This window comes from Halorussus rarus, from assembly GCF_003369835.1.
GTDB classification, from domain to species: domain Archaea; phylum Halobacteriota; class Halobacteria; order Halobacteriales; family Haladaptataceae; genus Halorussus; species Halorussus rarus.
Genome location: NZ_QPMJ01000002.1, coordinates 828,800 through 853,204 on the forward strand (window position 1 = coordinate 828,800; position 24,405 = coordinate 853,204).

29 protein-coding genes are annotated in these 24,405 nt (G+C 69.2%); 17 read left to right on the top strand and 12 right to left on the bottom strand.

Annotation, left to right across the window (positions count from 1 at the left end; all coding sequences use genetic code 11):
* Nucleotides 1–84 precede the first annotated feature (84 nt).
* From DVR07_RS12415 to DVR07_RS12435, 5 genes are all read left to right on the top strand, one after another.
* The gene (locus DVR07_RS12415) at nt 85–468 is read left to right on the top strand and encodes a hypothetical protein (protein WP_115797602.1); all 384 of its coding nucleotides are present in this window, start codon (nt 85–87) and stop codon (nt 466–468) included.
* 31 nt (nt 469–499) lie between these two features.
* Nucleotides 500–961: a hypothetical protein gene (locus DVR07_RS12420; RefSeq protein WP_115797603.1), complete on the top strand. Its 462-nt coding sequence runs from the start codon at nt 500–502 to the stop codon at nt 959–961.
* A 30-nt stretch (nt 962–991) separates the two neighbouring features.
* Nucleotides 992–1,300, top strand: coding sequence for a ubiquitin-like small modifier protein 1 (locus tag DVR07_RS12425; protein ID WP_115797604.1), 309 nt, complete (start codon nt 992–994; stop codon nt 1,298–1,300).
* Nucleotides 1,297–1,569, top strand: coding sequence for a hypothetical protein (locus tag DVR07_RS12430; protein ID WP_115797605.1), 273 nt, complete (start codon nt 1,297–1,299; stop codon nt 1,567–1,569). The genes DVR07_RS12425 and DVR07_RS12430 overlap by 4 nt, the downstream gene beginning before the upstream one ends.
* Nucleotides 1,570–1,630: 61 nt before the next feature.
* On the top strand, nt 1,631–2,017 hold the full coding sequence (locus DVR07_RS12435; RefSeq protein WP_115797606.1) for a hypothetical protein: 387 nt from the start codon (nt 1,631–1,633) through the stop codon (nt 2,015–2,017).
* A 20-nt stretch (nt 2,018–2,037) separates the two neighbouring features.
* Here the strand turns inward: DVR07_RS12435 and DVR07_RS12440 are convergent, their stop codons facing one another.
* Together DVR07_RS12440 and DVR07_RS12445 are read right to left on the bottom strand one after the other, a co-directional pair.
* Nucleotides 2,038–3,306: a trans-sulfuration enzyme family protein gene (locus DVR07_RS12440; protein WP_115797607.1), complete on the bottom strand. Its 1,269-nt coding sequence runs from the start codon at nt 3,304–3,306 to the stop codon at nt 2,038–2,040.
* Between the two features lie 205 nt (nt 3,307–3,511).
* Entirely contained in the window at nt 3,512–4,057 is a 546-nt protein-coding gene (locus DVR07_RS12445) for a GNAT family N-acetyltransferase (protein WP_115797608.1), read from the bottom strand.
* A 178-nt stretch (nt 4,058–4,235) separates the two neighbouring features.
* On the opposite strand from DVR07_RS12445, the gene DVR07_RS12450 reads away from it, so the two are divergent.
* Nucleotides 4,236–4,583, top strand: a complete 348-nt coding sequence (locus DVR07_RS12450; protein ID WP_115797609.1) for a hypothetical protein — start codon at nt 4,236–4,238, stop codon at nt 4,581–4,583.
* Between the two features lie 24 nt (nt 4,584–4,607).
* On the opposite strand, the gene DVR07_RS12455 is transcribed toward DVR07_RS12450, so the two are convergent.
* On the bottom strand, nt 4,608–6,539 hold the full coding sequence (locus tag DVR07_RS12455) for an aldehyde ferredoxin oxidoreductase family protein (protein WP_115797610.1): 1,932 nt from the start codon (nt 6,537–6,539) through the stop codon (nt 4,608–4,610).
* 163 nt (nt 6,540–6,702) lie between these two features.
* Here DVR07_RS12455 and DVR07_RS12460 point away from each other — a divergent pair, with 163 nt between their 5' ends.
* Entirely contained in the window at nt 6,703–7,134 is a 432-nt protein-coding gene (locus tag DVR07_RS12460) for a VanZ family protein (protein ID WP_115797611.1), read from the top strand.
* 470 nt (nt 7,135–7,604) lie between these two features.
* A complete protein-coding gene (locus DVR07_RS12465) occupies nt 7,605–8,690 on the top strand; it encodes an archaeosine biosynthesis radical SAM protein RaSEA (protein WP_115797612.1) in 1,086 nt (361 codons plus the stop codon).
* Between the two features lie 252 nt (nt 8,691–8,942).
* Here DVR07_RS12465 and DVR07_RS12470 read toward each other — a convergent pair whose 3' ends face one another.
* Nucleotides 8,943–9,491 (bottom strand): hypothetical protein, encoded by a 549-nt coding sequence (locus DVR07_RS12470; RefSeq protein WP_115797613.1) that lies wholly within the window; start codon nt 9,489–9,491, stop codon nt 8,943–8,945.
* 2 nt (nt 9,492–9,493) lie between these two features.
* Nucleotides 9,494–10,087, bottom strand: coding sequence for a hypothetical protein (locus DVR07_RS12475; protein ID WP_115797614.1), 594 nt, complete (start codon nt 10,085–10,087; stop codon nt 9,494–9,496).
* 313 nt (nt 10,088–10,400) lie between these two features.
* Here DVR07_RS12475 and DVR07_RS22515 point away from each other — a divergent pair, with 313 nt between their 5' ends.
* Together DVR07_RS22515 and DVR07_RS22520 are read left to right on the top strand one after the other, a co-directional pair.
* Nucleotides 10,401–10,526: a hypothetical protein gene (locus tag DVR07_RS22515; RefSeq protein WP_255457533.1), complete on the top strand. Its 126-nt coding sequence runs from the start codon at nt 10,401–10,403 to the stop codon at nt 10,524–10,526.
* Between the two features lie 2 nt (nt 10,527–10,528).
* Complete coding sequence (locus tag DVR07_RS22520) at nt 10,529–10,654, top strand: hypothetical protein (protein WP_255457534.1); 126 nt, start codon at nt 10,529–10,531, stop codon at nt 10,652–10,654.
* A 57-nt stretch (nt 10,655–10,711) separates the two neighbouring features.
* Here the strand turns inward: DVR07_RS22520 and purQ are convergent, their stop codons facing one another.
* Together purQ and purS are read right to left on the bottom strand one after the other, a co-directional pair.
* Entirely contained in the window at nt 10,712–11,389 is a 678-nt protein-coding gene (gene purQ, locus DVR07_RS12480; RefSeq protein ID WP_115797615.1) for a phosphoribosylformylglycinamidine synthase I, read from the bottom strand.
* A 111-nt stretch (nt 11,390–11,500) separates the two neighbouring features.
* Complete coding sequence (purS, locus tag DVR07_RS12485; protein ID WP_115797616.1) at nt 11,501–11,755, bottom strand: phosphoribosylformylglycinamidine synthase subunit PurS; 255 nt, start codon at nt 11,753–11,755, stop codon at nt 11,501–11,503.
* Nucleotides 11,756–11,975: 220 nt separating this feature from the next.
* Between purS and DVR07_RS12490 the strand changes: the two genes are divergently transcribed.
* Entirely contained in the window at nt 11,976–12,953 is a 978-nt protein-coding gene (locus DVR07_RS12490) for a formyltetrahydrofolate deformylase (RefSeq protein ID WP_115797617.1), read from the top strand.
* A 90-nt stretch (nt 12,954–13,043) separates the two neighbouring features.
* On the opposite strand, the gene DVR07_RS12495 is transcribed toward DVR07_RS12490, so the two are convergent.
* Nucleotides 13,044–14,069 carry a phosphoribosylaminoimidazolesuccinocarboxamide synthase gene (locus tag DVR07_RS12495; protein ID WP_115798330.1) on the bottom strand — a complete coding sequence of 342 codons (1,026 nt, stop codon included), beginning with the start codon at nt 14,067–14,069 and terminating at the stop codon, nt 13,044–13,046.
* Between the two features lie 260 nt (nt 14,070–14,329).
* Between DVR07_RS12495 and cofH the strand changes: the two genes are divergently transcribed.
* The 6 genes from cofH to DVR07_RS12525 all read left to right on the top strand — a co-directional run bounded on the left by cofH (nt 14,330) and on the right by DVR07_RS12525 (nt 20,208).
* A complete protein-coding gene (gene cofH / locus DVR07_RS12500) occupies nt 14,330–15,727 on the top strand; it encodes a 7,8-didemethyl-8-hydroxy-5-deazariboflavin synthase subunit CofH (RefSeq protein WP_115797618.1) in 1,398 nt (465 codons plus the stop codon).
* Nucleotides 15,728–15,739: 12 nt separating this feature from the next.
* Nucleotides 15,740–16,297, top strand: coding sequence for a metal-dependent hydrolase (locus tag DVR07_RS12505; RefSeq protein WP_115797619.1), 558 nt, complete (start codon nt 15,740–15,742; stop codon nt 16,295–16,297).
* Nucleotides 16,298–16,442: 145 nt separating this feature from the next.
* Nucleotides 16,443–17,894 (top strand): sensor histidine kinase, encoded by a 1,452-nt coding sequence (locus tag DVR07_RS12510; RefSeq protein WP_162829545.1) that lies wholly within the window; start codon nt 16,443–16,445, stop codon nt 17,892–17,894.
* Nucleotides 17,887–18,339, top strand: a complete 453-nt coding sequence (locus DVR07_RS12515; protein WP_115797621.1) for a response regulator — start codon at nt 17,887–17,889, stop codon at nt 18,337–18,339. The genes DVR07_RS12510 and DVR07_RS12515 overlap by 8 nt, the downstream gene beginning before the upstream one ends.
* Nucleotides 18,332–19,453, top strand: coding sequence for a hybrid sensor histidine kinase/response regulator (locus DVR07_RS12520; RefSeq protein ID WP_115797622.1), 1,122 nt, complete (start codon nt 18,332–18,334; stop codon nt 19,451–19,453). The genes DVR07_RS12515 and DVR07_RS12520 overlap by 8 nt, the downstream gene beginning before the upstream one ends.
* 104 nt (nt 19,454–19,557) lie before the next feature.
* The gene (locus DVR07_RS12525; protein ID WP_115797623.1) at nt 19,558–20,208 is read left to right on the top strand and encodes an MFS transporter; all 651 of its coding nucleotides are present in this window, start codon (nt 19,558–19,560) and stop codon (nt 20,206–20,208) included.
* A 30-nt stretch (nt 20,209–20,238) separates the two neighbouring features.
* On the opposite strand, the gene cofG is transcribed toward DVR07_RS12525, so the two are convergent.
* The 4 genes from cofG to DVR07_RS12545 form a co-directional block, all read right to left on the bottom strand.
* Nucleotides 20,239–21,336 carry a 7,8-didemethyl-8-hydroxy-5-deazariboflavin synthase subunit CofG gene (gene cofG, locus DVR07_RS12530; RefSeq protein ID WP_115797624.1) on the bottom strand — a complete coding sequence of 366 codons (1,098 nt, stop codon included), beginning with the start codon at nt 21,334–21,336 and terminating at the stop codon, nt 20,239–20,241.
* Between the two features lie 52 nt (nt 21,337–21,388).
* Entirely contained in the window at nt 21,389–22,009 is a 621-nt protein-coding gene (gene cofC, locus DVR07_RS12535; protein WP_115797625.1) for a 2-phospho-L-lactate guanylyltransferase, read from the bottom strand.
* A gap of 309 nt (nt 22,010–22,318) precedes the next feature.
* Entirely contained in the window at nt 22,319–23,107 is a 789-nt protein-coding gene (locus DVR07_RS12540) for a hypothetical protein (RefSeq protein ID WP_115797626.1), read from the bottom strand.
* Nucleotides 23,085–24,263, bottom strand: coding sequence for a tubulin/FtsZ family protein (locus DVR07_RS12545; protein WP_115797627.1), 1,179 nt, complete (start codon nt 24,261–24,263; stop codon nt 23,085–23,087). Before DVR07_RS12545 ends, DVR07_RS12540 begins: the two co-directional genes overlap by 23 nt.
* Nucleotides 24,264–24,405: the final 142 nt, after the last annotated feature.

Here is a 24,405-nt window from a genome sequence, read left to right on the forward strand (position 1 = left end):
CCGGTCGAGCGAGTGATGCGGTCGGTCCGGGTCGCGGGAGACCGCGACCGTAGGTATTTGGGCCGCGACGGCAAAGGCCCGGGCATGGACGAGATCTCACTGACGGTGCCCGACCCCATCGCGGAATCGCTGCCGGCCGACGGCGACGACGCCGCCCGCGACATGGAGCGGGCGGTCCAGGGCTGGGAGCGCCGGCTCAACCGCGCGTTCGAGGAGGCCGAGAGCGACGACGCCGCCGCGGGCGCGGTGGTCGACGCCCTCGAGCGCTTCGAGGACCGGTGGGAGCAGTACGACGACTTCGTGGCCGAACTCCGCGCCTGGGGCCAGTCGCCCATCTACGCGATGGCGTGGCGCGACCTGATGGGTGCGCTGATGGGCCAACTGTACGACCACGAGGACCTCGGCGAGCGCATCGACCGCGAGCGCCACGCCCGCATCGTGAGCGACGGCATCCGTCCGGGCCGGTAGGACGAGAGCGGCGGTATCTCCCCGAATCCAGATGAGCGACGACAGGTCCGACGCGCTCGACCGGGTTCGCCGGGCGAAGGCCGGCCAGCGCAGCGACCGGTGGCTCGACGGCGGCGCGGTCGCGGCGGGCGTCGTCGCCGCGCTCGGCCCGCAGGCGATTCCCGCGTTCGGGGTCGCGATCAGCGTCCCCGACTCGGTGGCGGCCGCGCTCGCGGCGGCGACCCTGCTGACCGTCCCGCTCGGCGCGTACGTCGCGGGCTACCTCGGCGGGCCGGGCGGTCGCCGGGGCGCGCGCCACGGCGGCGTCGCGATCGCCGCCGCCGCGGTCCTCGGAGCGGCCGCGAGCGTCTGGCTCGCCGGCGGCGACGTGGCGGGCTACCTCGCCGGCGCGTCGTTCCCGGTCGTCGCGGCGTCGGCGGTCGCGGTCGGGTCGCTCGTCGGCGCCCTCGCGGGCGCGATCGGCGGGCGTCGCCGCGGCCCCGACGCACGATAATTTATGCTCCGGGCGTCCCTAGGTGGTGGCGTGACGCTCGAACTTCGCTTCTTCGCCAACTTCCGGGAGGCGGTCGGCCAGAAGACCCTCGAACGCGACTACCCCGACGGGACCACGGTCGGCGAGGTGCTGACCGACCTCCGCGAGGAGTACGACCTCGACGTCCTCGAGGACGGCGACATCCGGCCCCAGCTGTCGGTGATGAAGAACGGCAAGGACGTGGTCCACATCGACGGCCGGGACACTCCCCTCGACGACGGCGACACGCTCAGCGTCTTCCCGCCGGTCGCGGGCGGCGCGGGCGACCAGGCGACGGGGACGGTAGAGACGAATCGATGACCCGGGTCGAGAAGTCCTACCGGGGCATCTCCGAGCGTCTGGCCCGCCGGTACCTCTCGAACCTCGGCGGCGAGATCGCGGACGGCGACGAGGAGGGCGACGCCGACGTGGTCGCCGACGACTGGCGGGCCAGCGTCTCCTCCGAGAAGGTGAGCGTCGGCCCCTCGGTCACGCTGACCGAGGTCACGGTGGCCTTCGAGGGCGAGGAGGCGACGCTGGACTCGCTGGTCGAACAGTTCTCCCAGAAGGCGATGCGGGCCGGCGGATGAGCCCGGTCCGACCGACGACGCGGCGGCGGACGACCGCGCGTCCCCCGACTCCCTCACCAGGATGACCGAGAACAACCCCATCGAGGGCCAGGTGCTGGTCCTGACCGCGGCCAAGGCGAGCGTGGCCGGCGAGCGCGTCCCGGACCTGGTGGCCGAGGGGCGCCGGGCCGCGGAGGTCCGGGCCGACGACCTCCGGCGGCGCTACGAGTGCGTCCACGAGGACGACGTCCGGACCGTGCTGCTCGCGCCCGAGGGGTTCTGGGCCGAGGTGGGTGACGACCTCGGCTGGTCGGAGCGCGAGCGCGAGGCGGTGGCCCGCGCGAACGCCGAGCAACTGCTCCGGGTCGGCCGGCGCGAGGACCGCCGCGAGGAGTTCGAGTCCGCGCTCGAACTGCGCGATGCGGTCGTCGTCGGGAGCGACCGCGAGAGAGAAGAGCAGAGTCGGTGACAGAACTGGAACGACCGAAGTCAGTCGCTGACCGCGGTCCCGGCGTCGGTCGCCGAGACCTCCGCCTCCTCCATCGCCGTGAACCCGCGTTCGAGGTCCGCGACGAGGTCCTTCGGATGTTCGATGCCCACCGAGACCCGGAGCAGCCCGTCGGTGATGCCGAGTTCTGCCCGCTCCTCGGCCGGCAGCGGTGAGTGGGTCATGCTCGCGGGGTGTTCGATCAGGCTCTCGACGCCGCCGAGGCTGACCGCGAGCGTGAACTCCTCCAGCGCGGCGACGAACCGCTCGACCGCGGCGAGGCCGCCGTCGAGTTCGAAGGAGAGGACGCCGCCGTGGCCGTCCATCTGCTCGTTCGCGAGGTCGTGCTGGGGATGGGCCTCGAGGCCGGGGTAGTGGACCGCCGAGACCCGCTCGTGGGCCGCCAGGTACGCGGCGACCTCCGCGGCGTTCGTCTCGTGCTGGCGCATCCGCAGCGGCAGGGTCTTCAGCCCCCGGAGCACCATGTAGGCGTCGAACGGCGCCATCACGTTGCCCATCCCGACCTGCTGGAGGAAGCCGATCTCCCGCGCGAACTCGTCGTCCGAGGTGACCGCGACGCCGCCGAGCGAGTCGCTGTGGCCGTTGATGTACTTCGTGGTGCTGTGGACCACCGCGTCGGCGCCGAGTTCGAGCGGGCGCTGGAAGTACGGGCCCATGAAGGTGTTGTCGACGCCGAGCAGCGCGCCGTGCTCGTCGGCGATCTCGGCCATCGCCTCAACGTCGCAGAGCTTGAGCAGCGGGTTCGTCGGCGTCTCCATCCAGAGCAGCGCGGTGTCGTCGGTGGTGGCGTCCCGGACCGCCTCGGGGTCGGTCGCGTCCACGAACTCCACAGCGACGTTCAGTTTGTCGCGGAACAGCTCCTTCAGCATCGTGTTGGTGCCGCCGTAGAGGTCCTCGAAGGCGACGATTCGGTCGCCGGGTTCGACCGCGGCCGTGATGGTCGAGACCACGGCGCTGGTCCCCGAGGCGAACGCCATCGCGTGGTCGCCGCCCTCCAGTGCCGCGACGCGCTTCTCGACGGCGTGGCGGGTCGGGTTCGAGAGCCGGGTGTAGAGGAACTCGTCGGCGTCGGGATCGAGGTCCTCCAGCGCGGTGTCCATGTCGATGCCGTCGACCGCGTAGGTCGAGGCCAGGTGGATCGGCGACGTGACGTCGCCCACCCCGTTGTCGAGGTCGGGTTCCTCGCCGTGGGTCACCGCGAGGGTCTCGAAGCGCCTGCCGCCGGGACCGGTCGAGTCGTCGGAGGACATACGTAACCACCTGAAATCCGGTAGTCTCCCACATCATTCCTTCGACTGTCTAATGCGTCGAAAGAATATCTCCTCGCGAAAGATTACCGGACAGAATACCGGCAGAAGTTGCCAGCCGGTCGGCGGAAATTTCATCGCGGCGAGCCGCCGGACGGAACTCGCGCGCGGCCCCGGCCGACGATTGGGCGGGCGAGCCCGGACCGGCTCAGTACGCCTTGGCGTAGACGTTCTCGGTCCTGGTCGTCCCGTCGAGTTGGGTCTCGGCCTCGCCGGCCTTCTCGAAGCCGCGGTCCTCGTAGAAGGCGTTGCCCATCTCGTTGTCGGCCAGCACCATCGCCCGGATGCGCTCGGCGCCCATCGCGGTCAGACGGTCCTCCACCGCCTCGAGCAGAGTCGACCCGATACCCTCGCCCCACCGGTCCGGGCTGACCGACAGCCTGAGGACGTCGCCCTCGGTTCCGGAAGACTCGGTTCGCTCGCCTTCCGACGTTCGCGTCGCTTCGCTCCGCTCGCCCCCTTCCGTCGCGCCGTGCGCGAACCCGACGACCGCGCCGTCCTCGTCCGCTGCGACGAGACACACCTGCTCGTCGTCGCCGATGAACCGGTTCATCGTCTCCTCGGCGTACCACTCGGAGACGGCGTCGTCGATGACCGATTCGGGTACGACGTCCGCGTACGCTTCCGACCACGACTCGCGGGCGACCGACCGGATGGCCGGGACGTCGTCGTCGGTGGCGTCTCGAATGTCCATGAGTCACGTTAGCACGAGAAGCCGTTAGCCGTAGCGGTCGGATTCGTCGGCGGTCGTGGCAGAAGGTGGAGAGTTGCGGAGCTCGAAACGGCTAGCGGCCGCCGAGGGCCGCGCGCGACCGCGGAGGAACCCCCGGGCGACGGAATCACTTATGACGGTTCGGCAACGAGTCGGAGCGATGAACGACACCCTGGAGTTCGCCGCCCTCCTCCTGTTCGCCGCCGCGCCGCTCGCCGCGGTTCTCACCGGGTACGCGGTCTTCCGCGCCCACCGCCGGGCGGGCGGTGCCCGGCCGGTCCGGCGGGGCGTCGGCGTCGCCGTCGGACTGCTGGTCGCCGCGCCCGCCGCCTTCCTGCTCGTCGGGCGACTGCTGGTCGGCGGGGGACTCGCGGGCGGGCCACTCGCCGGCGGGCCGGCGGCCGGGCTCGTCGCGCTCGGTCCGCTCGCGCTGCTCGGCGTCGGAGTGTATCTCCTCGCCGGCGGTCGCCGGCCGGCGCTGTCCGAGCGAGCGCGAAAGAAACGGTGATTCGGAATCGACTGCGAGTGCGGTTCAGTCGTCGCCGGAGGCGGCCGCGCCGCCGGAGCTCACGCCGGTTCCGGGGCCGGCGTCGATGCCGAGCTCCTCGAGCTTCTCGTCGGGGACGACGCCGTCCTCCCAGCCGCGGACCTCGTAGTACTCCTCCTTGAGCTGGTCGAGCTCGACGAGCTGGCCCTCCGAGCCGCCCTGGCCCGGGATGGCCTTCTCGTCGCCCTCGACGAACCGGGCGGGCAGGTCGTCGTCGCTGCCGTCGAAGCCAGCGAGGTTGTTGTAGTAGCGCTCGAGGTTGTAGATGCGCTCGCCGGCCTCGAGCAGCTCGTCCTCCGAGAGGTCGAGCCCGGTCATGCCGTTGTACTGCATGATGTACTCCTCGATGCCCTCCGCGAAGGCGTTGAACTTGCAGATGTCGAACGAGTCGCTGATGGCGTGGAGGTCCTGGAACGTCGCACAGAGCTCGCCCTTCCCCTCGGGCTCCTGGGGGTCGACCTTCTCCGGAATGCCCAGAATCTCGGCCGCCGGGGTGTACCCCCGGAGGTGGCAGGCGCCGCGGTTCGAGGTGGCGTAGCCGATGGCCATCCCCTTCATCGAGCGGGGGTCGTAGGCGGCCATGGTCTGGCCCTTCACGTCGAGGGACATGTCGGCGTCGCCCAGCTCCTCGGCGGCCCGCATCGAGCCCTCGGCCAGCAGGTCGGCCAGGTCGTCCTCGCGGTTGGCGACCCGCTCGATCATCTCGATCATGGTGTCGGCGTCGCCCCAGTCGAGCCCCTCGTCGAGGCGGCCCTCCTCGGAGGCCTCCATCGCCATGGCCATCGTGTTGCCCATGTCGATGGTGTCGACGCCCATGTCGTTGCACCGGTCGATCATCATCGCGATCTTGTCCCGGTCGTCGTTCATCGAGTTCGGGCCGAGCGCCCACGCCGACTCGTACTCGTAGGACTCCATCCGGATGTTGTGGTCCTCGCCCTTGTGGCGGACGTTGACCTCGACCTCCTTCTTGCACGCGACCGGGCAGGAGTGGCAGGTCGGCTCGTCGACCAGAATGTTCTCACGGACGTTCTCGCCGGAGACGTTCTCGGCGTCGATGTTGGGCTCGCTGGGGTCCTCCTCGGCCTCGCTGTGGGTTGAGGTGTTCCTCGCGTTCCGGGTCGGCAGGCCGTCCATCTCCTCGGTGAGGTTCATCAGGACGTTCGTGCCGTACATCGAGAGGCCGCCCTCGTTCGGGGCGGTGACGTCCGACTCCTGGATGACCTGCATCGCCTGCTTGTGGCCCTCCTGGAACGTCTCCTGGTCGGCGGGCTTGGGCATCTTGGTCGAGGACTTCACGACGACGGCCTTGAGGTTCTTCGAGCCCATGACGGCGCCGGTGCCGCCCCGGCCCGACGCCCGGTCGTCCTCGTTCATGATGCAGGCGTACCGCACCTGGTTCTCCCCGCCCGGCCCGATGGCCATCACCGAGAGGTTCTTCCCCACCTCACCGTCGACCTCGTCGCCGAGCTCCTCGATGGTGTCGTGGACGCCCCATCCCCACACGTGGGAGGCGTCGCGGAGTTCGACCTCGCCGTCCTCCACGACGGCGTAGACGGGCTCCTCGGCCTTCCCCTCGAAGAGGAGGCCGTCGAAGCCTGCCCACTTGAGTCGCGCCCCCGACCACCCGCCGTGGTGGGAGTCGGTGACGGTGTCGGTGAGCGGCGACTTGGTGCAGACCGCGATCCGGCCGCTCATTACGGTCTGGGTCCCCGTCAGCGGCCCGTTCATGAACGCCAGCAGGTTGTCCGGGCCGAGCGGGTCGACGTCCGGTCCGTTGTCGAACACGTACTTCACGCCGAGGCCGCGCGCGCCGATGTACTTCTTGGCGTCCTCGTCGTCGATGCTCTCGTAGTCTACCTTGTCGTCACCGAGGTCGATCCGGGCGACGTGGTCTTGAAATCCGCCGAGGTCAGTCATAGTAACGGTCTATCATTGTATTAGGCCGGTATCCTGTTAGTCGTTGTCGTGAGCGCGTAACCGGGACCGGTTACGTCGACAGGCTTCCCGGCGGCTCGCGCGGGGCGGGCCCGGCCGCCGCCGACCGTCGGCTTTTACACCCCCGGGCGAGAATCTCGACGGGATGGTCCTCGCCGACGTCCGACCGCCGCGCTGGCTGCGCTGGGCGACCGTCGTCCTGATCGCGGGCGGCATCCTCTACGCCTCGGTGCTCGACTCGCCGTCGTCGGGGCTGCCCGCGCTCGGCCCGCTCGGCCTCGTCGAGATCGACAAGTGGCTCCACGCGCTGGCGTACGCCGCGCTCGCCGGGTCGCTCGCGGTCGCCCTCGCGCCCGGCCGGAGCCCCGCGGTCGTGGCCGGCGTCGCGGCCCTGCTCGCGGTCGGCTACGGCGTCGGCGTGGAGTTCGTGCAGGCCCCGCTGGCCGCGCGCCACTTCTCGGTCGCGGACATGGTCGCCGACGCTGTGGGAGCGGGTATTGCGGTTCTGGGCTACCGCGTGCTGGTAGGGCTGATGGGCGGGTCTCGAACGGAGTCGCGACCCGAGTCGGACGTGTGATACGGTCTCAGTAGGTCACGGCGCGCGGGACACTGACTTCTGGGTTTTCTGGTGCGCGTGAGCAACGCGCGCGAGGGACGACTGAGCGACCGAAGGGAGCGAAGGAGGAGGCTGGGGAGGACGAGGGTCGGTCTAATAGCGGTGCGGAAATTCACAGGTGACGGCAGTAGCTAGCGCATTCTCGGCCTGGAAAAACAGCGTGACGCTAGCTACTCCCGTCACCTATGTACAGCACAGCCCCGCAACCGCCCTGCGACAGCCACACACCTCCCCAGCCTCCTGCGTTGCTCGGCCAAAGGCCTGCGCTACTCGTCCCTCGCGCATAACGGCGCGACCACGAGGGTCGCGCCAGCACGCGCCTGAGCACAGATTTAGCTCTGCGTACGGTGACAGTCATCACCGCTTAACGGGGAACACCCAGCATATCGGACCCGAAGCCGATTTACGCGCCGGGCCGCTACCCGCCGGTAATGAGCAAGCCGACGCCCGAGGTCTACGAGCAGGGCCGGGGCATGGACGCCCACAACAAGGTGATGCGGGACATCCGGGCCCAGAAAGACAAGACGTACGACCCCCACGAGCCCACCCGGGTCTGGATCGACGAGGACCGGACGCCCGGCGGGGTCTACCAGAGCCTCACCATCATCCTCAACACCGGCGGCTGTCGGTGGGCCCGGGCCGGCGGCTGCACCATGTGCGGCTACGTCGCCGAGTCGGTCGAGGGCGGGTCGGTCGCCCACGACGCGCTGATGGACCAGATCGAGGTCTGCCTCGACCACGAGCGCGAACAGATAGAGGCCGGCGAGGCCGACGGGGAGTCGGGCCTGATCAAGATCTACACCTCCGGGTCGTTCCTCGACGAGCGCGAGGTCGGCGCCGAGACCCGGCGGGCCATCGCCGAGACGTTCGGCGACCGCGAGCGCATCGTGGTCGAGAGCCTGCCCGACTTCGTCGACCGCGAGAAGCTCGAAGACTTCACCGAGCAGGGCCTCGACACCGACGTCGCCATCGGCCTCGAGACCGCGACCGACCGGGTGCGCCACGACTGCGTGAACAAGTACTTCGACTTCGAGGACTTCGTCGCGGCCAGCGAGCAGGCCGACGAGGCGGGCGCCGGCGTGAAGGCCTACCTCCTGATGAAGCCGCCGTTCCTCAGCGAGTCCGAGGCCGTCGAGGACATGAAGTCCTCGGTCCGGCGGTGCGCCGAGTACGCCCACACCGTCTCGATGAACCCGACCAACGTCCAGCGCTACACCATGGTCGACGAGCTCTACTTCCGGGACGGCTACCGCCCGCCGTGGCTCTGGTCGGTCGCCGAGGTGCTCGAGGACACCGCGGACGCCGACGCCATCGTGGTCTCGGACCCCGTGGGCCACGGCAGCGACCGCGGCCCGCACAACTGTGGGGAGTGCGACGACCGGGTCCAGACCGCCATCAAGGACTTCGACCTCCGGCAGGATCCCTCGGTGTTCTCGGAGGTGTCCTGCGAGTGCGAGGCGACCTGGGAAGCGGTCGTCGAGCGCGAGACGAGCTTCAGCCTGCCGCTGGCGCGGTAGGTCGGGGGCGTTAATTCTCTCGCGATTGCTCGGCTTTTCATCGTCGGCGCGTCTTCCATCGTCGGCGCGTGCGAGTAACGCGCGCGAGGGACGACTGAGCGACCGAAGGGAGCGAAGGAGGAGGCTGGGGAGGACGAGGGTCGGTCCAGTTGCGGTGGGGAAATTCAGAGGTGACGGCAGTAGCTAGCTTCTCTCGTTCTTCCGCCATCGGAACCGCCCGTATTGATTTACCCAGTTCCGACAATACACCGCTTACAGTCCGCCGCACGCCATCGACGTCGAGATCGACCGGCTCTCGATGCCGTCCTCCCGGATCGCCACGTCGGTCGCCGAGTTGTTGCAGTCGAACCGTGATTTCGGAACGTCGACCGTCTTCGACCGCTCACCGACGCGGACCGTAACCGCGTAGTGTCGCGGGTCCCGCAGGTCGACGATGAGATTCGTGTCGGCGTCGAGGGCGTACTCCCCGCGGAACCACGGCTCGGCGTCGCCTTCACCGGCGATTTCGAGCGCGACGTCGCGGCTCCGGTCGGTCACGTTCCAGGCTGTGACCGGGTGGTTGTTCCCACCGCGGCCGACAGCGAGCGTCGTGAGCGTCGACTCCGCCGAGAGTGTAGGCATGGCCGACGGCGCGCTACTGTCGGGACGCAGACCCGGCACCTCCCTGACGTCGGGCGGTCCGTCGTCGACCGACAGCGACGACGTACACCCGGCGAGCGACCCGACCAGCGCCGACCCGCCGAGCGCGAGCAGGCGCCGTCTGGCGGGCCGCGCCGCGTCGTGACAGTCGTCCGGTCGCATCGCTACCCTCCTCCCGAGGCATCCGAAGTGCTCTCAGTCCCGGGCGTCGTCGTGCAGGCCATGTCGGTCGTGACCGTCCCGGTCTCGACGTCGTCCGGTTTCACGATAACGTCGGTCCCCGTGGCGTTGCACCGGAAGCGGTCCTGCCCGACCTCGACCGTCCCCTCGCGGTCGCCCGTCTCGACCGACAGTTCGTAGGCGCCGCGGTCGCGGAAGACGACCGCGAGGGGCGCGTCCGCCGGGAACTCGGCAGTCGTCCGCCGGAGTTCCGTGCCGCCGGTCGACACCGTCACCGTCATCGTCGCCGACTCGCCGGTGAGGTTCCAGACCCAGACGTGGGGCGTCTGGTAGAGGCTGCCCGGCGAGTCCGGTCGCTCGCCGACGACGAAGGCGCGGAAGGGTTCGTACGTGTCCGAGTCGATGGTCGGCGAGCGCGGGACGCCCCGGTCGGCGACCCCGGCGGGGTCGACCTCGCGGACCTCGGGCGGGCTCTCCGCGGTCGTCTCCGTTTGGGCGGTCGTACTGCCGGTTACGCCGGTCGTTCCGCCCGGCGAGCCGCCGCCGGCACCGAGACAGCCAGCGAGGCCGAGCGACACGCCTGCTCCGCAAACCCGGAGGAGTCGGCGTCTGGAGGGCACGCCCGAGCAGAGAACCCCGGCTGCCAAGTGCTTTCTGTCGCGCCCCGGACCGTCAGCGACCGCCGAGCTGTTGGACCGTCGACACGGTAAGCGGCCGCGGACGGCGTTCAATGCGGCGTTCGCGCGGCTAAGGCCGACCTACGGCCGCGCTACTCACCGGATAACAAAGTCCGCACCGACCCACTGGTTCGACCGGGGGTGGCACATCGAGGGCGGCGCCCGGCGACCCGGGGAGTTCGCCGGACGCCGCCGACCCGGTGTGTCGGGCACAATGTCCGAGGGTTGGGGCGACTACGAAACGATCTTCTGTTCGAACGGCTGGATCGAGATCCGGAACAGCGACGAGACCGACGACCAGTGGATCGCCAGCGACACGCCCGTCTCGATAGAGCGATGACGGTGACCGCAGGACCGCTCACGCCGTGGTCGGTGGTGGCGGTCGTCGGCTGGCTGGTCTGCGTCGTGGTCGTCTGGGTGCTGTTCTACGCCTACGGTCGGAGCCAGAAGCGGGGTTCGCGGTACTGACCGAGTACCACGGTGCCGTGCGACGGTAGTGTCCGAACGGATTTCCGCGCCGAGCCGTCAGGCCTCGAAGCCCCGCAGGATACCCTGGCCGTCGGTCCCGCCGACGTCGGGCAGCGAGATGCGCTCGGGGTGGGGCATCAGCACCGCCACGTTCTCGGCCTCGCCGGCGACGCCCGCGACGTTGTCTTTCGAGCCGTTGGGGTTGGCCTCGTCGGTGACGTTGCCGTCCGCGTCGCAGTACCGGAAGAGCACGCGGTCCGCGTCCGTCAGTTCCGCGAGGCGATCGTCGGCGATCTCGAAGCGGCCCTCGCCGTGGGCGATCGGGAGTTCGACGACCTCGCCCTCGTCGTAGGACGCCGTCCACGGCGTGTCGGCGTTCTCGACTCTGACGTGGACGCGCTCGCACTGGAACCGGGCGGAGGCGTTGGTGGTGAACGCGCCGGGAGTCAGCCGCGACTCCGAGCCGATCTGGGCGCCGTTGCAGACCCCGAGGACCGGCGTGCCCGCCGCGGCGGCCTCCCGGACCTCGGCCAGTACGGGGCTGTTGGCCGCGATGGCGCCGGCCCGGAGGTAGTCGCCGTAGGAGAACCCGCCGGGCAGCATCACGCCGGTGGTGTCGTCGGGCAGGCCGTCCTCGTGCCAGACGAGTTCGGCGTCGATGCCGAGGTGGTCGAGCGCGCGCCGGGCGTCGCGGTCGCAGTTGCTCCCGCCGAACTGGACGATGGCGACCGTCACGCCGACCGCCTCCCGTGGCGTCGGCAGACGGTCGGTATCGTCGAGATGGCGACCGTCACTGGAGCCACCTCCAGTGGTGGCGAACGGTCGCCATCAGAGATATCGCAACAGTCATTCTCGGGGCTCGACCTCGACGTCGTAGTCGTGGATGGTCGGGTTCGCCAGGAGGCGCTCGGCCATCTCGCCGGCGCGGTCGGCGGCCGAGTCGGCCGAGTCGGCGTCGACGTCGAGCTCGAACCGGTCGGCCGACCGCAGGCCCTGGAGCTCGAAGCCGAGCCGCTCCAGCGCCCGCTTGGTCGTCGCTGCCTCGGGGTCGAGGACGCCCTCCTTCAGGCGGACCGTGACCGTGGCGGTGTAGGCGGTCATCGGGTGAAGGTGGTCGTCCGTGCTCAAAAGCACTTTCGGAATCCGCGTTCGCACCACGAACGTGCATACCGAAGCGTCGGTGCGGCCCGGACGAACCGGCGGTGCTCCCCGAAAGTGTGCCACGAATCGGCACGCACTCGGGAATCTTGCACGGAAGCAGTAGCTTTTATCTCCGAGCGTCGTCCAGACATACGACTATGTCCTCCGCGCAGGTGAGACGATGAGCGAGCGCGAACTGACCGAGATCACCGTCATCGGCGACGACGACACCGGACTCGTCGCCAGGGTCACGAGCCTGCTGTTCGAGCGCGGAATCAACATCGAGGACCTCGACCAGGCGGTCCGCGACGACCTGTTCCGGATGACGATGCGGGTCGACGCCGCCGAGATGGAGACGACCCGTGAAGCGCTCCGGGACGACCTCGACGAACTGGGCGACGACCTCGGGGTCGACGTGCGGGTCCGGTTCCCGTCGGACCGCGAGACCCGGCGGGTCGCGGCGCTGGTCACCAAGGAGAGCCACTGCCTCCGGCGGCTCTGCGAGGCCGACGCCGCCGGCGAGCTCGACGCCGAGCTCTCGGTCGTCATCGGCAACCACCCCGACCTCCAGCCCGTCGCCACGGAGTACGGCATCCCCTTCCACGACGTGGGCGACGCCGACGGCAACCCCGACGAGGACGAACTGCTCGACCTGCTGGCGCAGTACGACATCGACCTCGTGGCGCTGGCCCGGTACATGCGCATCCTCGGCCCGAACGTCGTCTTCCGGTACGAGGGCCGCATCATCAACGTCCACCCGAGCCTGCTGCCGGCGTTCCCCGGCGCGAAGGCCTACCGGCAGGCCAAGGAGGCGGGCGTCCGCATCGCGGGGGTGACCGCTCACTACGTCACCACCGACCTCGATCAGGGACCCATCATCGCCCAGCGGGCGTTCAACGTCCCGGACGGCGCTCCGGTCGAGACCCTCAAGGAGCGGGGCCAGCCCCTCGAGGCCGAGGTGCTGCTGGAGGCGGTCCGGCTCCACCTCGCCGACGACGTCGCAATCCACCGCGGCCGGACCGAGCTCCGGGACGACGCCGCAGAGGAGCGCGAGGACTCCGACGGCTACCGGCTGGGGATGGGCCCCGAACTCGACCGGGCGACCCCCGACGAGCCGACCGACGGGAGCGTCGTCGCGCCGCCGGACGCCGGCAACTGACGCCCGACCGGCGGAATGCCGGGAGCCTATCGGCTCTCGACTGCTTCTGCTGCCGTAGTAACGAGAAACGGGGCGACGTCCGTCGACGACTCAGAGGTCCCGGACCGCGGCCACCGCGTCCACGAGCGCGGGCGCGTCGAACAGGTCGCGGCCGACGTAGGCGTTGGTGCCGGCCGTGTAGAGGTCGCGGGCCGCCCGGACCACCTCGGCGTCGAGCGGTTCGGGCTCGGCCTCGCACAGCGACTTCCAGTCGGCGACGTCGCGCTCCTTCGCCTCTCGCTTGGCGGCCTCGACCGCCTCGACCCACTCGGGCTGGGTTCGCTTGTGGTACTGCCGGACGAACTCCTTGCTGACCTGCTGGCCGTGGAACGTGAAGCGGTTCTCGTCGAACGTGCCGACCACGTCGGCGACCCGGACCTCGCCGTCGACGTAGAGGCACTCGATCTTGCCGTCCTCGTGGACCAGGTCGGCCTCGGCGGCGCGCTCGGTCACGACCCGGTTGACCTCGCGGGCGACCGCCTCCAGCTCGTCGACGTCGGCCAGCCCGGCGATGCCGTCGGCCTCCTCGCGGTCGAGGTAGCGGTCGCTCTCCTCGAACTTGGTGGAGAACTCCACGATGGGCTCCTCGAGCTGGACGACGCCGTCGGGCCACTCCGCGAAGTCGAGCGCGTGGTCTGCGGGGTCGGTCCGCCTCCGGAGGCTCGACCCGACGGGGACGCTGTTCCGGAAGACGACCTCCAGGGGAACCAGGTAGTTGTCACCCGCCGCGGCGTGGAACGCCTCGTAGTCGTACGCCCGGCCCTCGTGGGGCAGGTCGGGCACCTGGGTCAGGTCGATGGCCATCTCGACCGGCGGCGCGTCTGCCTCGGCGAGCGGGACGACCTCGTCGGTCCGAGGGTCGACGACCCCCCGGTAGTGGGTCGGGACGCCCTCGTCGGCCAGCAGCTCGAAGTTGAACGCGCCCATCGCGCAGAGGCTCGCGCCCTTGTCCGGGATCTCGTCGGGCATCTTGCCCCAGTCGAACACCGAGTAGTCGTCGGTGAACACGAACGCCCCGCGGCCCGGGGTGGTCGCGGTCGGTTCGCGTTCGACCCGGAACTCCTTGACGCTCGTCACCGCAACCACCTCGACGCCGTCGCGCGCGCCCCGTCGCTGTCGGACATGTGGGAGGGGTGGCCACGGTGAGACTAAGGCGTTTCCATTCCCGTGAGCACTTCCGCGAAGCACCGGGGAGAAATACGCATGTTCGTGCATCAAGCAGTCTCCGAATCGGCGCCAGTGATGCCCGATACTGCTCATCCGGCGCACCCCGCCGCCGGACGGCCGCCCTGCCGTAACCCGTCGGTTTTTACCGCTGCCGGTCCTCGTACCGGGTGATGGAAGACGCGGCCCGGACGAACGTCCCGCGGGGACGGTTCGACTTCGAGTGCGTGCCCGAGACCGACCAGTCGTTCGAGAATGCGCTGGCGAAGGCCCGCGACGGCGAGCGACTCACCGTCGCCGACGGGGTCGAACTCATGACTACCGGCACCGACCGCGAGGGCGTCGACCTCGCGCGCAAGGAGCGGGTGCTGGAGGCCGCCGACCGCAGGCGCGCGGAGGTCGTCGGCGACGACGTCACCTTCGTCGCCAACCTCAACAACAACGTCACCACCGCCTGCAACACGGGCTGCCTGTTCTGCAACTTCAAGGACACTGCACAGCACTTCGAAGTGAAGAACGGCGAGGACCACGCCGGCTTCACGAAGACGCCCGAGGAATCGCGGGAGATCGTCGAAGCGGCCCGCGAGACGGGCATCTACGAGGTCACGTCGGTCAGCGGGCTCCACCCCGCGCTCGCGCTCGACGACGAGCACGTCGAGATACTGGAGGCCAGCGACCGGGGCGATCTCAACTACAAGCCCGCCGACGCCTACGAGACCGACCCGGGCACCTACGTCGACCAGATGGAGGCCATGGACGTCGACGGCATCCACCTCCACTCGATGACCCCCGAGGAGGCGTACCACGCCCGCCGGGGCACCGACTGGTCGTACGAGGAGGTCTACGGCCGCCTGAAGGACGCGGGCCTCGACAGCGCGCCCGGCACCGCCGCCGAGATTCTGGTCGACGAGGTCCGGTCGGTCATCTGTCCCGGCAAGATCGGCACCGACGAGTGGATAGAGGCGATGGAGGCCGCCGCGGAGGTCGGGCTCGACACGACCGCGACCATCATGTACGGCCACGTCGAGAACGAGGCCCACCGCGTGCGCCACCTGAAGCGCGTCCGGGACCTCCAGGACCGGACCGGCAACATCACCGAGTTCGTCCCCCTCTCGTTCGTCCACCCGAACACGCCCCTCGCGGAGCGCGGGATGATCGACGCGGGCGCGACGACCCACGAGGACGAACTGATGATCGCGGTCTCCCGCCTGTTCCTCGACAACGTCGACAACATCCAGTCGTCGTGGGTCAAGTACGGCGACGAGCAGGGGCTCAAGATGCTCTCGTGCGGCGCGAACGACTTCATGGGCACCATCCTGAGCGAGGAGATCACCAAGCGCGCCGGCGGCGAGTTCGGCGAGGCCCGGTCGTTCGCGGAGTACGTCGAGATGATAACGGCGATCGGCCGGACCCCGGTCGAGCGCTCGACCGACTACCGCGAGACCCGCGAGATAGACCCGTCCGACCCGCCGTTCGGCCCCGAACTCGGTCCCGCGGCCGACGGGACGCCGCTGGTCGACGCCGCCACGGGGCCGGCCGCCGCCGAGGACCGCTCGCCGGCCGACGACTGAGGACTCGCCGCCATGATGAACACCACCCACGCCGCGATGGGCGTCGCGTTGGCGACCCCGCTCGCCGTCCTCGCGCCCGAACTCGCCCCCGCGGCCGCGCTCGCCGGGTTCGCCGGCGGCGCGTTCCCCGACCTCGACCTGCTGTCGGGCCAGCACCGCCGGACGCTCCACTTCCCGGTGTACTACTCGGTCGCCGCGATTCCGGCGGGCGCGCTGGCGGCCCTGTTCCCGACCGCGGCCACGGTCGCCGCGGCGTTCTTCCTGCTGTCGGCCGGCCTCCACTGCGTCGCCGACGCGGCCGGGGGCGGCCTCGAACTCCGGCCCTGGGAGGCCACCGACGACCGCGGCGTGTACGTCCACCCGAAGGGGGCGTGGATTCCGCCCCGCCGGTGGATCCGCTACGACGGCGCGCCCGAGGACCTCGTGCTCGCGGGGGTGTTCTCGCTGCCGGGGCTGCTGGTGTTCGACGGCGCGGTCCGGACGCTGACGGTCGTCGGCCTCGCGGTGTCGGTGGTGTACGTCGCGGTCCGGAAGCGACTGCCGGAGGTCGAGACCCGGTACTTGCGGTAGCGTCCGCCCGTCCGGGCCACTCGACGTTCCGCCGGAGCGCCAACCGACGCCGTGATCGCCCGTTCAGCCGCGTAGTTTCAAAGATAAACAAGATTGTGGGCGAGTTCAGTACACTTATAAAATGAGATACGAACCTGCCAGACACATGGACACCTCTATAAGGGTGTTGGTAGTCGACGATAGCAGTTTCTACGCGCAGATCGTCGCCGACACGCTCGCGACAGACTACGACATGACGACGATGAAGGCGAACGACGCCCGCAATGGCCTCGACCGCCTCGACTCCGCGGACGTCGACTGCGTCGTCACCGACTACCAGATGCCGGAGATGAACGGGATCGAGTTCCTCGAAGCGGCGCGCGAGCGCGGCTTCGAACAGCCGTTCATCCTGTTGACCGGTACCGGGAGCGAGGCAGTAGCGAGCGAAGCCGTCGCCGCCGGTGTCACCCACTACTTCCAGAAGGAGGAAGGCGAACAGCAGTTCGAGAAACTGGCGAACCAGATAGACAACGCGGTCGAACAGCGCCGCACCGAGCAGAAGTACGAACTGCTGGTGAACAACTCCCCGGACCTGATCGCGCAGTTAAACGCCGACGGGGAGTTCGTGATGGCGAACGCCGCGATGGCGGAGGCGCTCGACTCGACGCCGACGGCGTTGACGGACCAGTCGCTGTTCGACGTCGTTCCCGAAGACGTGGCCGAGCGGCGACTCGAAATCGGCCGAGAGGTCATCGAGACCGGGGAGACCAGGCGGTTCGAGGACGGCTACGAGGGCGAGTACTTCCACAACGTCTTCGCATCGGTGGACCTGCCGGGCGAGCGCGAGACCTTCCAGGTCATCACGCGGGACATCACCGACCGCAAGGAGGCCGAGATAGAACTGAAGGAGACGGTGGAGAAACTGGAGGAGTCGAACGCCCAGTTGGAGCAGTTCGCCTACGTGACCTCTCACGACCTCCAGGAACCGCTCCGGATGGTGTCGAGTTACATGCAGTTGCTCGAACGCGGGTACAAGGACGACCTCGACGAGGACGCCCAGGAGTTCATCGACTACGCGGTAGACGGGGCCGACCGGATGAAGGAGATGATAAACGACCTCCTGAAGTACTCCCGAGTGGACTCCCGCGGCGGCGAGTTCGAGCGGACCGACTTCGAGTCGGTCGTCGAACAGGCGACCGACAATCTCCAGATGGCAGTTCACGAGAGCGGTGCCGAGGTGACCCACGACCCGCTCCCGTCGGTAGTGTGCGACGAGAGCCAGATGGTCGTGTTGCTCCAGAATCTCGTGGGCAACGCCATCAAGTACTGCGACGAGGAGACGCCCCGGATTCACGTGTCGGCCGAACGCGACGACGAGGAGTACGTGTTCTCGGTGAGCGACAACGGTATCGGCATCCCCGAGGACGATGCGGACGAGGTGTTCCGCATCTTCTCGCGGCTTCACGGCAACGACGAGTACTCCGGCACCGGCATCGGACTCGCCATGTGTCAGAAGATACTCGACCGCCACGAGGGCGACATCTGGCTCGAATCCGAGGTCGGCGAGGGTTCGACGTTCTACTTCGCCCTCTCCGCCGGAGGTGCGGGCGATGAGTAGCGAACCGCCCGGAGAGGCGATTGAGATACTGCTAGTCGAGGACAACCCCGGCGACGTTCGGTTGACCGAGGAGGCGCTCAAACGGGGCGACGTCATCAACAACCTCCACGTGGTCAAGGACGGCGTGGAGGCGATGCGGTTCCTCCGTCGCGAGGGCGAGTACGAAGACGCCCCGCAACCCGACCTCATCCTGCTGGACCTGAACCTCCCCCGGAAGGACGGCAAGGAGGTCCTCCGCGACATCGACGAGGACCGCGAACTCCGGCGCATCCCGGTCGTCGTGCTGACCAGTTCCGAGGCCGAGGAGGACATCGTGAAGAGCTACGAGCTCCACGCCAACGCCTACATCACGAAGCCGGTGGACATCGACCAGTTCATCGACGTGGCGCAGAACCTCGAACAGTTCTGGCTCTCGATAGTCAAGCTTCCCCCGAACGATGAGTGAACAGGACAAGACGACGGTGCTGCTGATCGAGGACAACCCGGGCGACGCCCGGCTCTTCGAGGAGATGCTCCAGATGAAGGGGAACATCCTGGACGACAGCGACAACCTCTCGCCGAACCTCTCGCTGGTCCACGAGGAGCGCCTCGAAGACGGCCTCGAACGCCTCGAATCCGAGCCGGTCGACATCGTCCTGCTCGACCTGATGCTCCCGGACAGCAGCGGCGAAGCGACGTTCGACGCGGTCCTCGACCGGACCCGCGAGGTTCCCATCGTCCTGCTCACCGGACTCAACGACCGCGAGTTCGGGGTCAACGCGGTCCAGCGCGGCGCCCAGGACTACCTCATCAAGGGGGAGATCGACGGCGAGCTCCTCGTCCGCACGATGCGGTACGCGATAGAGCGCAAGAAGAACGAGCGCGAACTCGCCCGCCGGACCGAGCAGCTCGCCATCATGAACCAGATCCTCGAACACGACATCCGCAACGACATGAACGTCATCTCCGGGATGGCCGAACTCCTCCGGGAGCGAGTCGACGACCCCGACCACGAGGAGTACCTCGACCGGATGCTGGAGAACAGCGACCACGTCGTCGAGCTCACCGAGACCGCCTCGACGCTGCTGGAGACGGTCGCCGGCGAGGAGGACCCCGACCTCGAACCGGTGGACGCCGCCCGAGTCCTCGAGAGCGAGGTGCGGAAGGCCCGGACCTCCCACGACGGCGCGACGTTCGTCGCGCCCGACGACCTCCCCGAGATACGGGTCCGGGCGAACAGCATGCTGTCGTCGGTGTTCGGGAACCTCCTCAACAACGCGGTCCAGCACAACGACGCCGAGGAGCCGCGGGTCGAGGTCGACGTCGCGACCCGCGACAACGCCGACAACGACGCCGGCGACGGCACCGCCGAGATCCGCATCGCCGACAACGGACCGGGGGTCCCGGCCGACCAGCGCGACGCCGTCTTCGGGCGAGGCGAACAGGGTATCGACAGTTCGGGGACCGGTATCGGACTGTACCTGGTAGACACGCTGGTGGGCCAGTACGGCGGCAGCGTCCGAATCGAGGACAACGACCCGCGCGGCGCCACCTTCGTCGTCGAACTGGCGGAAGTGTAGACGGGTCGGAACCGCGGGGCGCCGTCGGGCGTCTTCGCGTCGACAGGCGCAGCCCGTCAGATGACCGACTGATTTTAACAGCGTGGACCGAGTACGCCCACTCGATGTCCGAGGCCCTCCGCGACGAACTCCGGGACCGAATCGGCCTCCGCCCGCTCCTCTTTAGCGCAGGACTGTTCGCGGTGCTGCACGTCCTGTTCGACGCGTCGGTCGCGCAACTCGCGGTCACGGCGATTACCGGCGCCGTGGTCGGCCTGTCGGAGGCCGTCGAGGAGGCGTACGACCTCCAGGCGGGCGTCCGGTCGCTCGGACTCGCCGTCGTGACGCTCGTCTCCGGGGTCGCGCTCCTGGCGTTCGAGGACGGAATTTGGTGGCTTCCGGCGGCGTTCCTCGTCGTCGGCGGGTGGCTCCTGCTCGACTCTGTCCAGACGCTGCGCCACGACGGCCTCGCGGCGGACGACGACGACGTCCGCGACGGCGAGGCGGTGTACCGGAGCTACGTCGAGCGGCGCGTCCACGAGACGCTGACCGAGCGGCCGCGGACCCGCCGGGAGCTGTTCGGGGCGCTCGACGCAGACGACCGGGACATCGAGCGCGCCCTCGACGCGCTCCGGGAACGCGGCGTGCTCGACCGCGAGGGCAGTGAACTCCGCGTCTCGTCGTTCGAGAAGGGACGACTCGCGGCCGCCCGCGAGCGTCTCGGCGACGGGACCAGGCGGCTGGCCCGACCGCTCGCGCTGGAGCGGGAGAAGTAGCGGGAGCCGTCCGGCCGAGAGACAACCGATTCAGTCCCCGACCACGGCGTGGTACTGTTCGTCGGTCTCGATGGCCTCCCGGATTCGTGCCGAGACCCACCCGTCGTCGGCGTCGCCGTCCGCTTCTTCGTCGATGTACCGCCGGTACACCGGGAGTCGCTCGCGCAGCGGGACGCCCGCCTCGTCGGCGATGTCCTCTAGCTCCCGGAGCGCGGGCCACGCGTAGTCGGGATTGATGTGGTCGTCGGTGACCGGCGAGACCCCGCCCAGGTCGTCGACGCCGCAGTCCAGCAGGTCGCGGGTCGGCGAGAGGTTCGGCGGCACCTGCACCGACACCTCCTCGGGGAGGGAGTACCGGGCCATCGCCACGGCCCGGCGCATGGTCTCGACCGAGGGCCGGTCGAACGACGACCGCTCGTTGGGCACGACGTTCTGGACGATGACCTCCTGGACGTGACCGTACCGCTCGTGGAGGTCGCGGATGGCCAGCAGGCTCTCGGCCCGGTCGCGCCAGTCCTCGCCGATGCCGACCAGGATGCCCGTGGTGAACGGGACGCCGAGTTCGCCGGCGTTCTGGATGGTGTTCAGCCGCTGACCGGGCGACTTCACCCGCGGGCCGGCGTGGGCGTCGACGTCGGCGGTCGTCTCGAGCATCACGCCCATCGAGGCGTTGACGTCCGCGACCAGTTCCATCTGCTCGCGGGTCTGGTCGCCGGGGTTGCTGTGGGGCAGCAGCCCCTCGTCGAGCGCGATCTCGCAGACCTCCCGGAGGTAGCTGTGGATGGAGTCGTGGCCCCACTCGGCGAGCTGGTCGTGGACCGCCGTGTACCGGTCGTCGGGGTCGTCGCCGAAGGTGAACAGCGCCTCGGTGCAGCCGGCGTCGACGCCGGTCCTGACGATATCGCGGACCTCCTCGGGCGAGAGCAGCGACGCCTCGCCGGGCGCGTCGAAGTAGGTGCAGTAGGTGCAGGTGTACCGGCAGGCGGTCGTCAGCGGCACGAACACGTTCTTCGCGAAGGTGAGCTCGTCGGCCGGGTCGACGTCCGCGGGCTCGACCCCGAACAGTCGCTCGACCTCGTCCTCGTCGACGGTGACGTCAACGCCGTACTCGTCGGCCCCCGGAATCATCGTTCCCTCGTTTCCCCGCGGCGCGGAAAACGGTTGCTACTCCGGAACCGCGTCACTCCGTCCGGACCACGCCGACTCTGCTCTCGTCGCCCGCCAGTTCGAATCCGGCCTCCCGTAGCCACCCGTAGGACGCCGACGAGCATTCCCCGTGGATCAGCACCTCCGCGAGGTCCGCGCGTTCGTCGACGTCGGTCGCCAGCCGGTGGGAGTCGACCACCGCGACCGACGCGCCGACCCCGCGGGCGGCGGCGAGGTGGTCCAGGAACGAGGTCCCGTGGTAGTCGACCCGGAACTCCGGGTGGCGGACCGCCAGGGCGTTGGTGCCGCCGCCGCGGCCGGGCGCGACGACCACGTCGCCGTCGCCGTCGAACAGTCGGCCGAGCGCGTCTGGCGTCGCCAGCGCGAGGTCGGCCATCACGACCGCGACCGGTCCGTCGGTCCCGGCGAGCACCGCGTTCACCGCCTCGGTGAGCGGGCGGTCGTCCACCGTCACCGACGCGTCCGCGTCGACCGGCGCGGTGGCGAGGACCTCCGGCTCGCGACCGGTGGCTCGCACCGCGGCCAGCACGTCGGTCAGCATCGCCTCGGCGAATGCGGTCCGCTCGTCGGCCGACAGCGCGTCTGCCAGTCGCGTTTTGGGCTCGGCCGCGGCGTACGGGACGACGACTCGCATACCTGCGTATGCTCGCGCGGCGCGGCTATAGGCCCTGTGGAATCGGGTTCGCTCGCGGCAGTCGACCTGGGTCCGCGAGGGTTTAAATCCGGGGAGGCGACGAACCCGGTCCGTGACCTGAACCGCGCCGCGAGGGCGTCGAGGCGGAAGCGCGGCCCACCCCTCGCGGTCGACCGCGGGCCGCCTGTTCGCTCAACTCGAAGCCGCGGCTCCGCGTCGTCGCGCAGCGATGTCCGGACCGAGTCGCGGTCCGGTAGAACGTCGAAGAACCCCTGCCCCCGGAATACGGTCCGGAACGACGGGACGCCGTCAGCGGAGCTTGTCGTAGCTGTCCTGCTGGGAGCGGTACCAGAGCGCGCCGCCCACCACGACGACCAGCGCGAGCAGGCCGGCGCCGCCGTAGAGCAGCATCTTCGTCTGCTGGCTCGACTGCTGGGACGAGCTGGCGCTCTCGGCGGCCTTGCCGGCGAGGTCGTTGGCCAGGCCGAAGTTCTCGCCGTCGAACGCCGAGATGGCGTCGGCGAGCGTGCTCTCGGCCTCGTCGACGTTCGCCCCGCTGTCCGCGGCGTCCTGGACGGTCGCCTCGGCGTCCTCGATCGCCGCGCGGGCGTCGCCGCTCTCCTCGGTGTACGGGCGGAACGTCCACGGGTCGGCGATGGAGTCGCTACTCCCGCCCTCTCGGACCTGGTCCAGTTCGGCGAGCAGCAGCGACTGGGCCGGGTCGTAGGTGAAGTTCTCGACCTCGGGGACGGTGCCCTCGAGCTTCACCTCGACCTCGTAGGCGTCGCTCTTCTCCAGCGCGTGGTCGAACGACTGGCCGTCGTACGACTGCTGGCCGATCTTGTCGCCGCCCTGGTCGTAGAGCTTGACGGTCCACGTCACGTCGGTCAGTCCGGTCGTCCCGTTCAGCGTCCACGAGTCGTACTCGCTGAACGGCTTCTCTACCGTGAACGTCGTCGTCACGTCCGATCCGACCTTCGCCTCGTCGGGCGCGCCGCTCGCCGACGCCGAGATGGCCGCGGCGGGACCGACCGCCGAGACGACCAGCGCGGCCGCGAGCAGCAGCGTCAGGAGCCTAGAACAGTGGTTCGAGTTCATCGTCGTCGTCCTCCACGAGTTCTTCCAGATTCTCCTCGCTCTCCTCCTGAATCTCGTCGATGTTGTCCTGGGCCTCGATGGCGACCTCCTGGAGCTCCTTGATGCGCGGGACGTTGTTGACGCCCGACAGGAGCACGACGCTGGCGACGTACTGGGAGTCGGCCACCGGGTAGTCGCCGCCCCGGACCTCCATCGAGCCGGTCTGCTCCTCGAGCCACTTCCGCCCGCGCTCTATTCCCTTCCGATTGAGGTGCCGCGGCGGCCCGCTGAGAACCAGCAGCGCGCGCTCGGTGCCCTCGATCTCGCAGGGGAGGGTGAGCCGGCCGAGCGCGGCCTTCCGAACGAGACTGGTGATGCGGTTCGTGGTGTTGGCGGTGTCGGTCTGGCTCTCCTCGCCGCCGGTGAACCGCGAGAGCAGGCCGCTCGAGGAAGCGTCGTTCTCGACCTCCTCGGCGGCGTAGCCGATGGTCGAGACCCCGCCGCCGGCGAGCGTGTTGATGATCTCGCTGGAGTCGACCACGCTCTCGGCGACCTCGTCGTCGCCGCCGACCTCCCCCGCGCCGAACAGGATGCCGAACCGCCGGACGATCTCCTCGTTGATCTCGGCGTAGCCGCCCTCGATGGACTCGCCGGACTGCCGCCAGGCGTCGTTGTCGAACACCATCAGGTTGTCGACCTCGCGGACGAACGTCTGGAACGACCGGGCGGCGTTCAGGGTGTAGATGCCGCCCTCGTCGCTGCCGGGCAGGATGCCGAGCCCGTAGACGGGTTCGGTGTAGATGCGCTTGAGATGCTTCGCGAGCACCGGCGCACCGCCCGACCCGGTCCCACCGCCCATGCCGGCGACGATGAGGAACGCGTCGACCTCGTGAACCGGGATGTTGTCGATGGCCCCCTGCACCTCGTCGATGTCCTCCTCGGCGATTTCCGCGCCGAGCTCGTTGTCCGCGCCTACGCCGTGCCCCTTCACTCGGGACTGGCCGATGAGGACCCGATTGTCCTGCGGGACGTTATCGAGTCCCATGAGGTCGGCCTTCGCGGAGTTCACCGCGACCGCCGACCGCACTATTGCGCTCCCAGTTCGCTGGTCGTACTCCAGGAACTGGTCCACGATCTTCCCACCGGCCTGCCCGAAACCAATCATTGCGAGCTTCATTTTCCGGACCGTACTCCGTTGGGAGAAATACAACCACGTAGGGGTGATAATCCTTTTGGTCCATTCCACGCCGACCCGAAACGTCTCGTTACGGGAAATCGCAAGACAGTAAGCCGACGTTTATCGTGAGCTCGAAAACAAC

Coding starts and splice junctions, on each gene's coding strand:
- DVR07_RS12430 (WP_115797605.1), top strand. CDS start 1,297: ATGACCCGGGTCGAGAAGTCCTACCGGGGCATCTCCGAGCGTCTGGCC.
- DVR07_RS12450 (WP_115797609.1), top strand. CDS start 4,236: ATGAACGACACCCTGGAGTTCGCCGCCCTCCTCCTGTTCGCCGCCGCG.
- DVR07_RS12445 (WP_115797608.1), bottom strand. CDS start 4,057: ATGGACATTCGAGACGCCACCGACGACGACGTCCCGGCCATCCGGTCG.
- DVR07_RS12455 (WP_115797610.1), bottom strand. CDS start 6,539: ATGACTGACCTCGGCGGATTTCAAGACCACGTCGCCCGGATCGACCTC.
- DVR07_RS12515 (WP_115797621.1), top strand. CDS start 17,887: ATGAGTAGCGAACCGCCCGGAGAGGCGATTGAGATACTGCTAGTCGAG.
- DVR07_RS12525 (WP_115797623.1), top strand. CDS start 19,558: ATGTCCGAGGCCCTCCGCGACGAACTCCGGGACCGAATCGGCCTCCGC.
- DVR07_RS12540 (WP_115797626.1), bottom strand. CDS start 23,107: ATGAACTCGAACCACTGTTCTAGGCTCCTGACGCTGCTGCTCGCGGCC.
- DVR07_RS12470 (WP_115797613.1), bottom strand. CDS start 9,491: ATGCGACCGGACGACTGTCACGACGCGGCGCGGCCCGCCAGACGGCGC.
- cofC (WP_115797625.1), bottom strand. CDS start 22,009: ATGCGAGTCGTCGTCCCGTACGCCGCGGCCGAGCCCAAAACGCGACTG.
- DVR07_RS12420 (WP_115797603.1), top strand. CDS start 500: ATGAGCGACGACAGGTCCGACGCGCTCGACCGGGTTCGCCGGGCGAAG.
- DVR07_RS12460 (WP_115797611.1), top strand. CDS start 6,703: ATGGTCCTCGCCGACGTCCGACCGCCGCGCTGGCTGCGCTGGGCGACC.
- DVR07_RS12510 (WP_162829545.1), top strand. CDS start 16,443: ATGGACACCTCTATAAGGGTGTTGGTAGTCGACGATAGCAGTTTCTAC.
- DVR07_RS12545 (WP_115797627.1), bottom strand. CDS start 24,263: ATGAAGCTCGCAATGATTGGTTTCGGGCAGGCCGGTGGGAAGATCGTG.
- DVR07_RS22515 (WP_255457533.1), top strand. CDS start 10,401: ATGTCCGAGGGTTGGGGCGACTACGAAACGATCTTCTGTTCGAACGGC.
- DVR07_RS12505 (WP_115797619.1), top strand. CDS start 15,740: ATGATGAACACCACCCACGCCGCGATGGGCGTCGCGTTGGCGACCCCG.
- DVR07_RS12490 (WP_115797617.1), top strand. CDS start 11,976: ATGAGCGAGCGCGAACTGACCGAGATCACCGTCATCGGCGACGACGAC.
- cofG (WP_115797624.1), bottom strand. CDS start 21,336: ATGATTCCGGGGGCCGACGAGTACGGCGTTGACGTCACCGTCGACGAG.
- purS (WP_115797616.1), bottom strand. CDS start 11,755: ATGACCGCCTACACCGCCACGGTCACGGTCCGCCTGAAGGAGGGCGTC.
- DVR07_RS12465 (WP_115797612.1), top strand. CDS start 7,605: ATGAGCAAGCCGACGCCCGAGGTCTACGAGCAGGGCCGGGGCATGGAC.
- DVR07_RS12520 (WP_115797622.1), top strand. CDS start 18,332: ATGAGTGAACAGGACAAGACGACGGTGCTGCTGATCGAGGACAACCCG.
- cofH (WP_115797618.1), top strand. CDS start 14,330: ATGGAAGACGCGGCCCGGACGAACGTCCCGCGGGGACGGTTCGACTTC.
- DVR07_RS12435 (WP_115797606.1), top strand. CDS start 1,631: ATGACCGAGAACAACCCCATCGAGGGCCAGGTGCTGGTCCTGACCGCG.
- DVR07_RS12440 (WP_115797607.1), bottom strand. CDS start 3,306: ATGTCCTCCGACGACTCGACCGGTCCCGGCGGCAGGCGCTTCGAGACC.
- DVR07_RS12415 (WP_115797602.1), top strand. CDS start 85: ATGGACGAGATCTCACTGACGGTGCCCGACCCCATCGCGGAATCGCTG.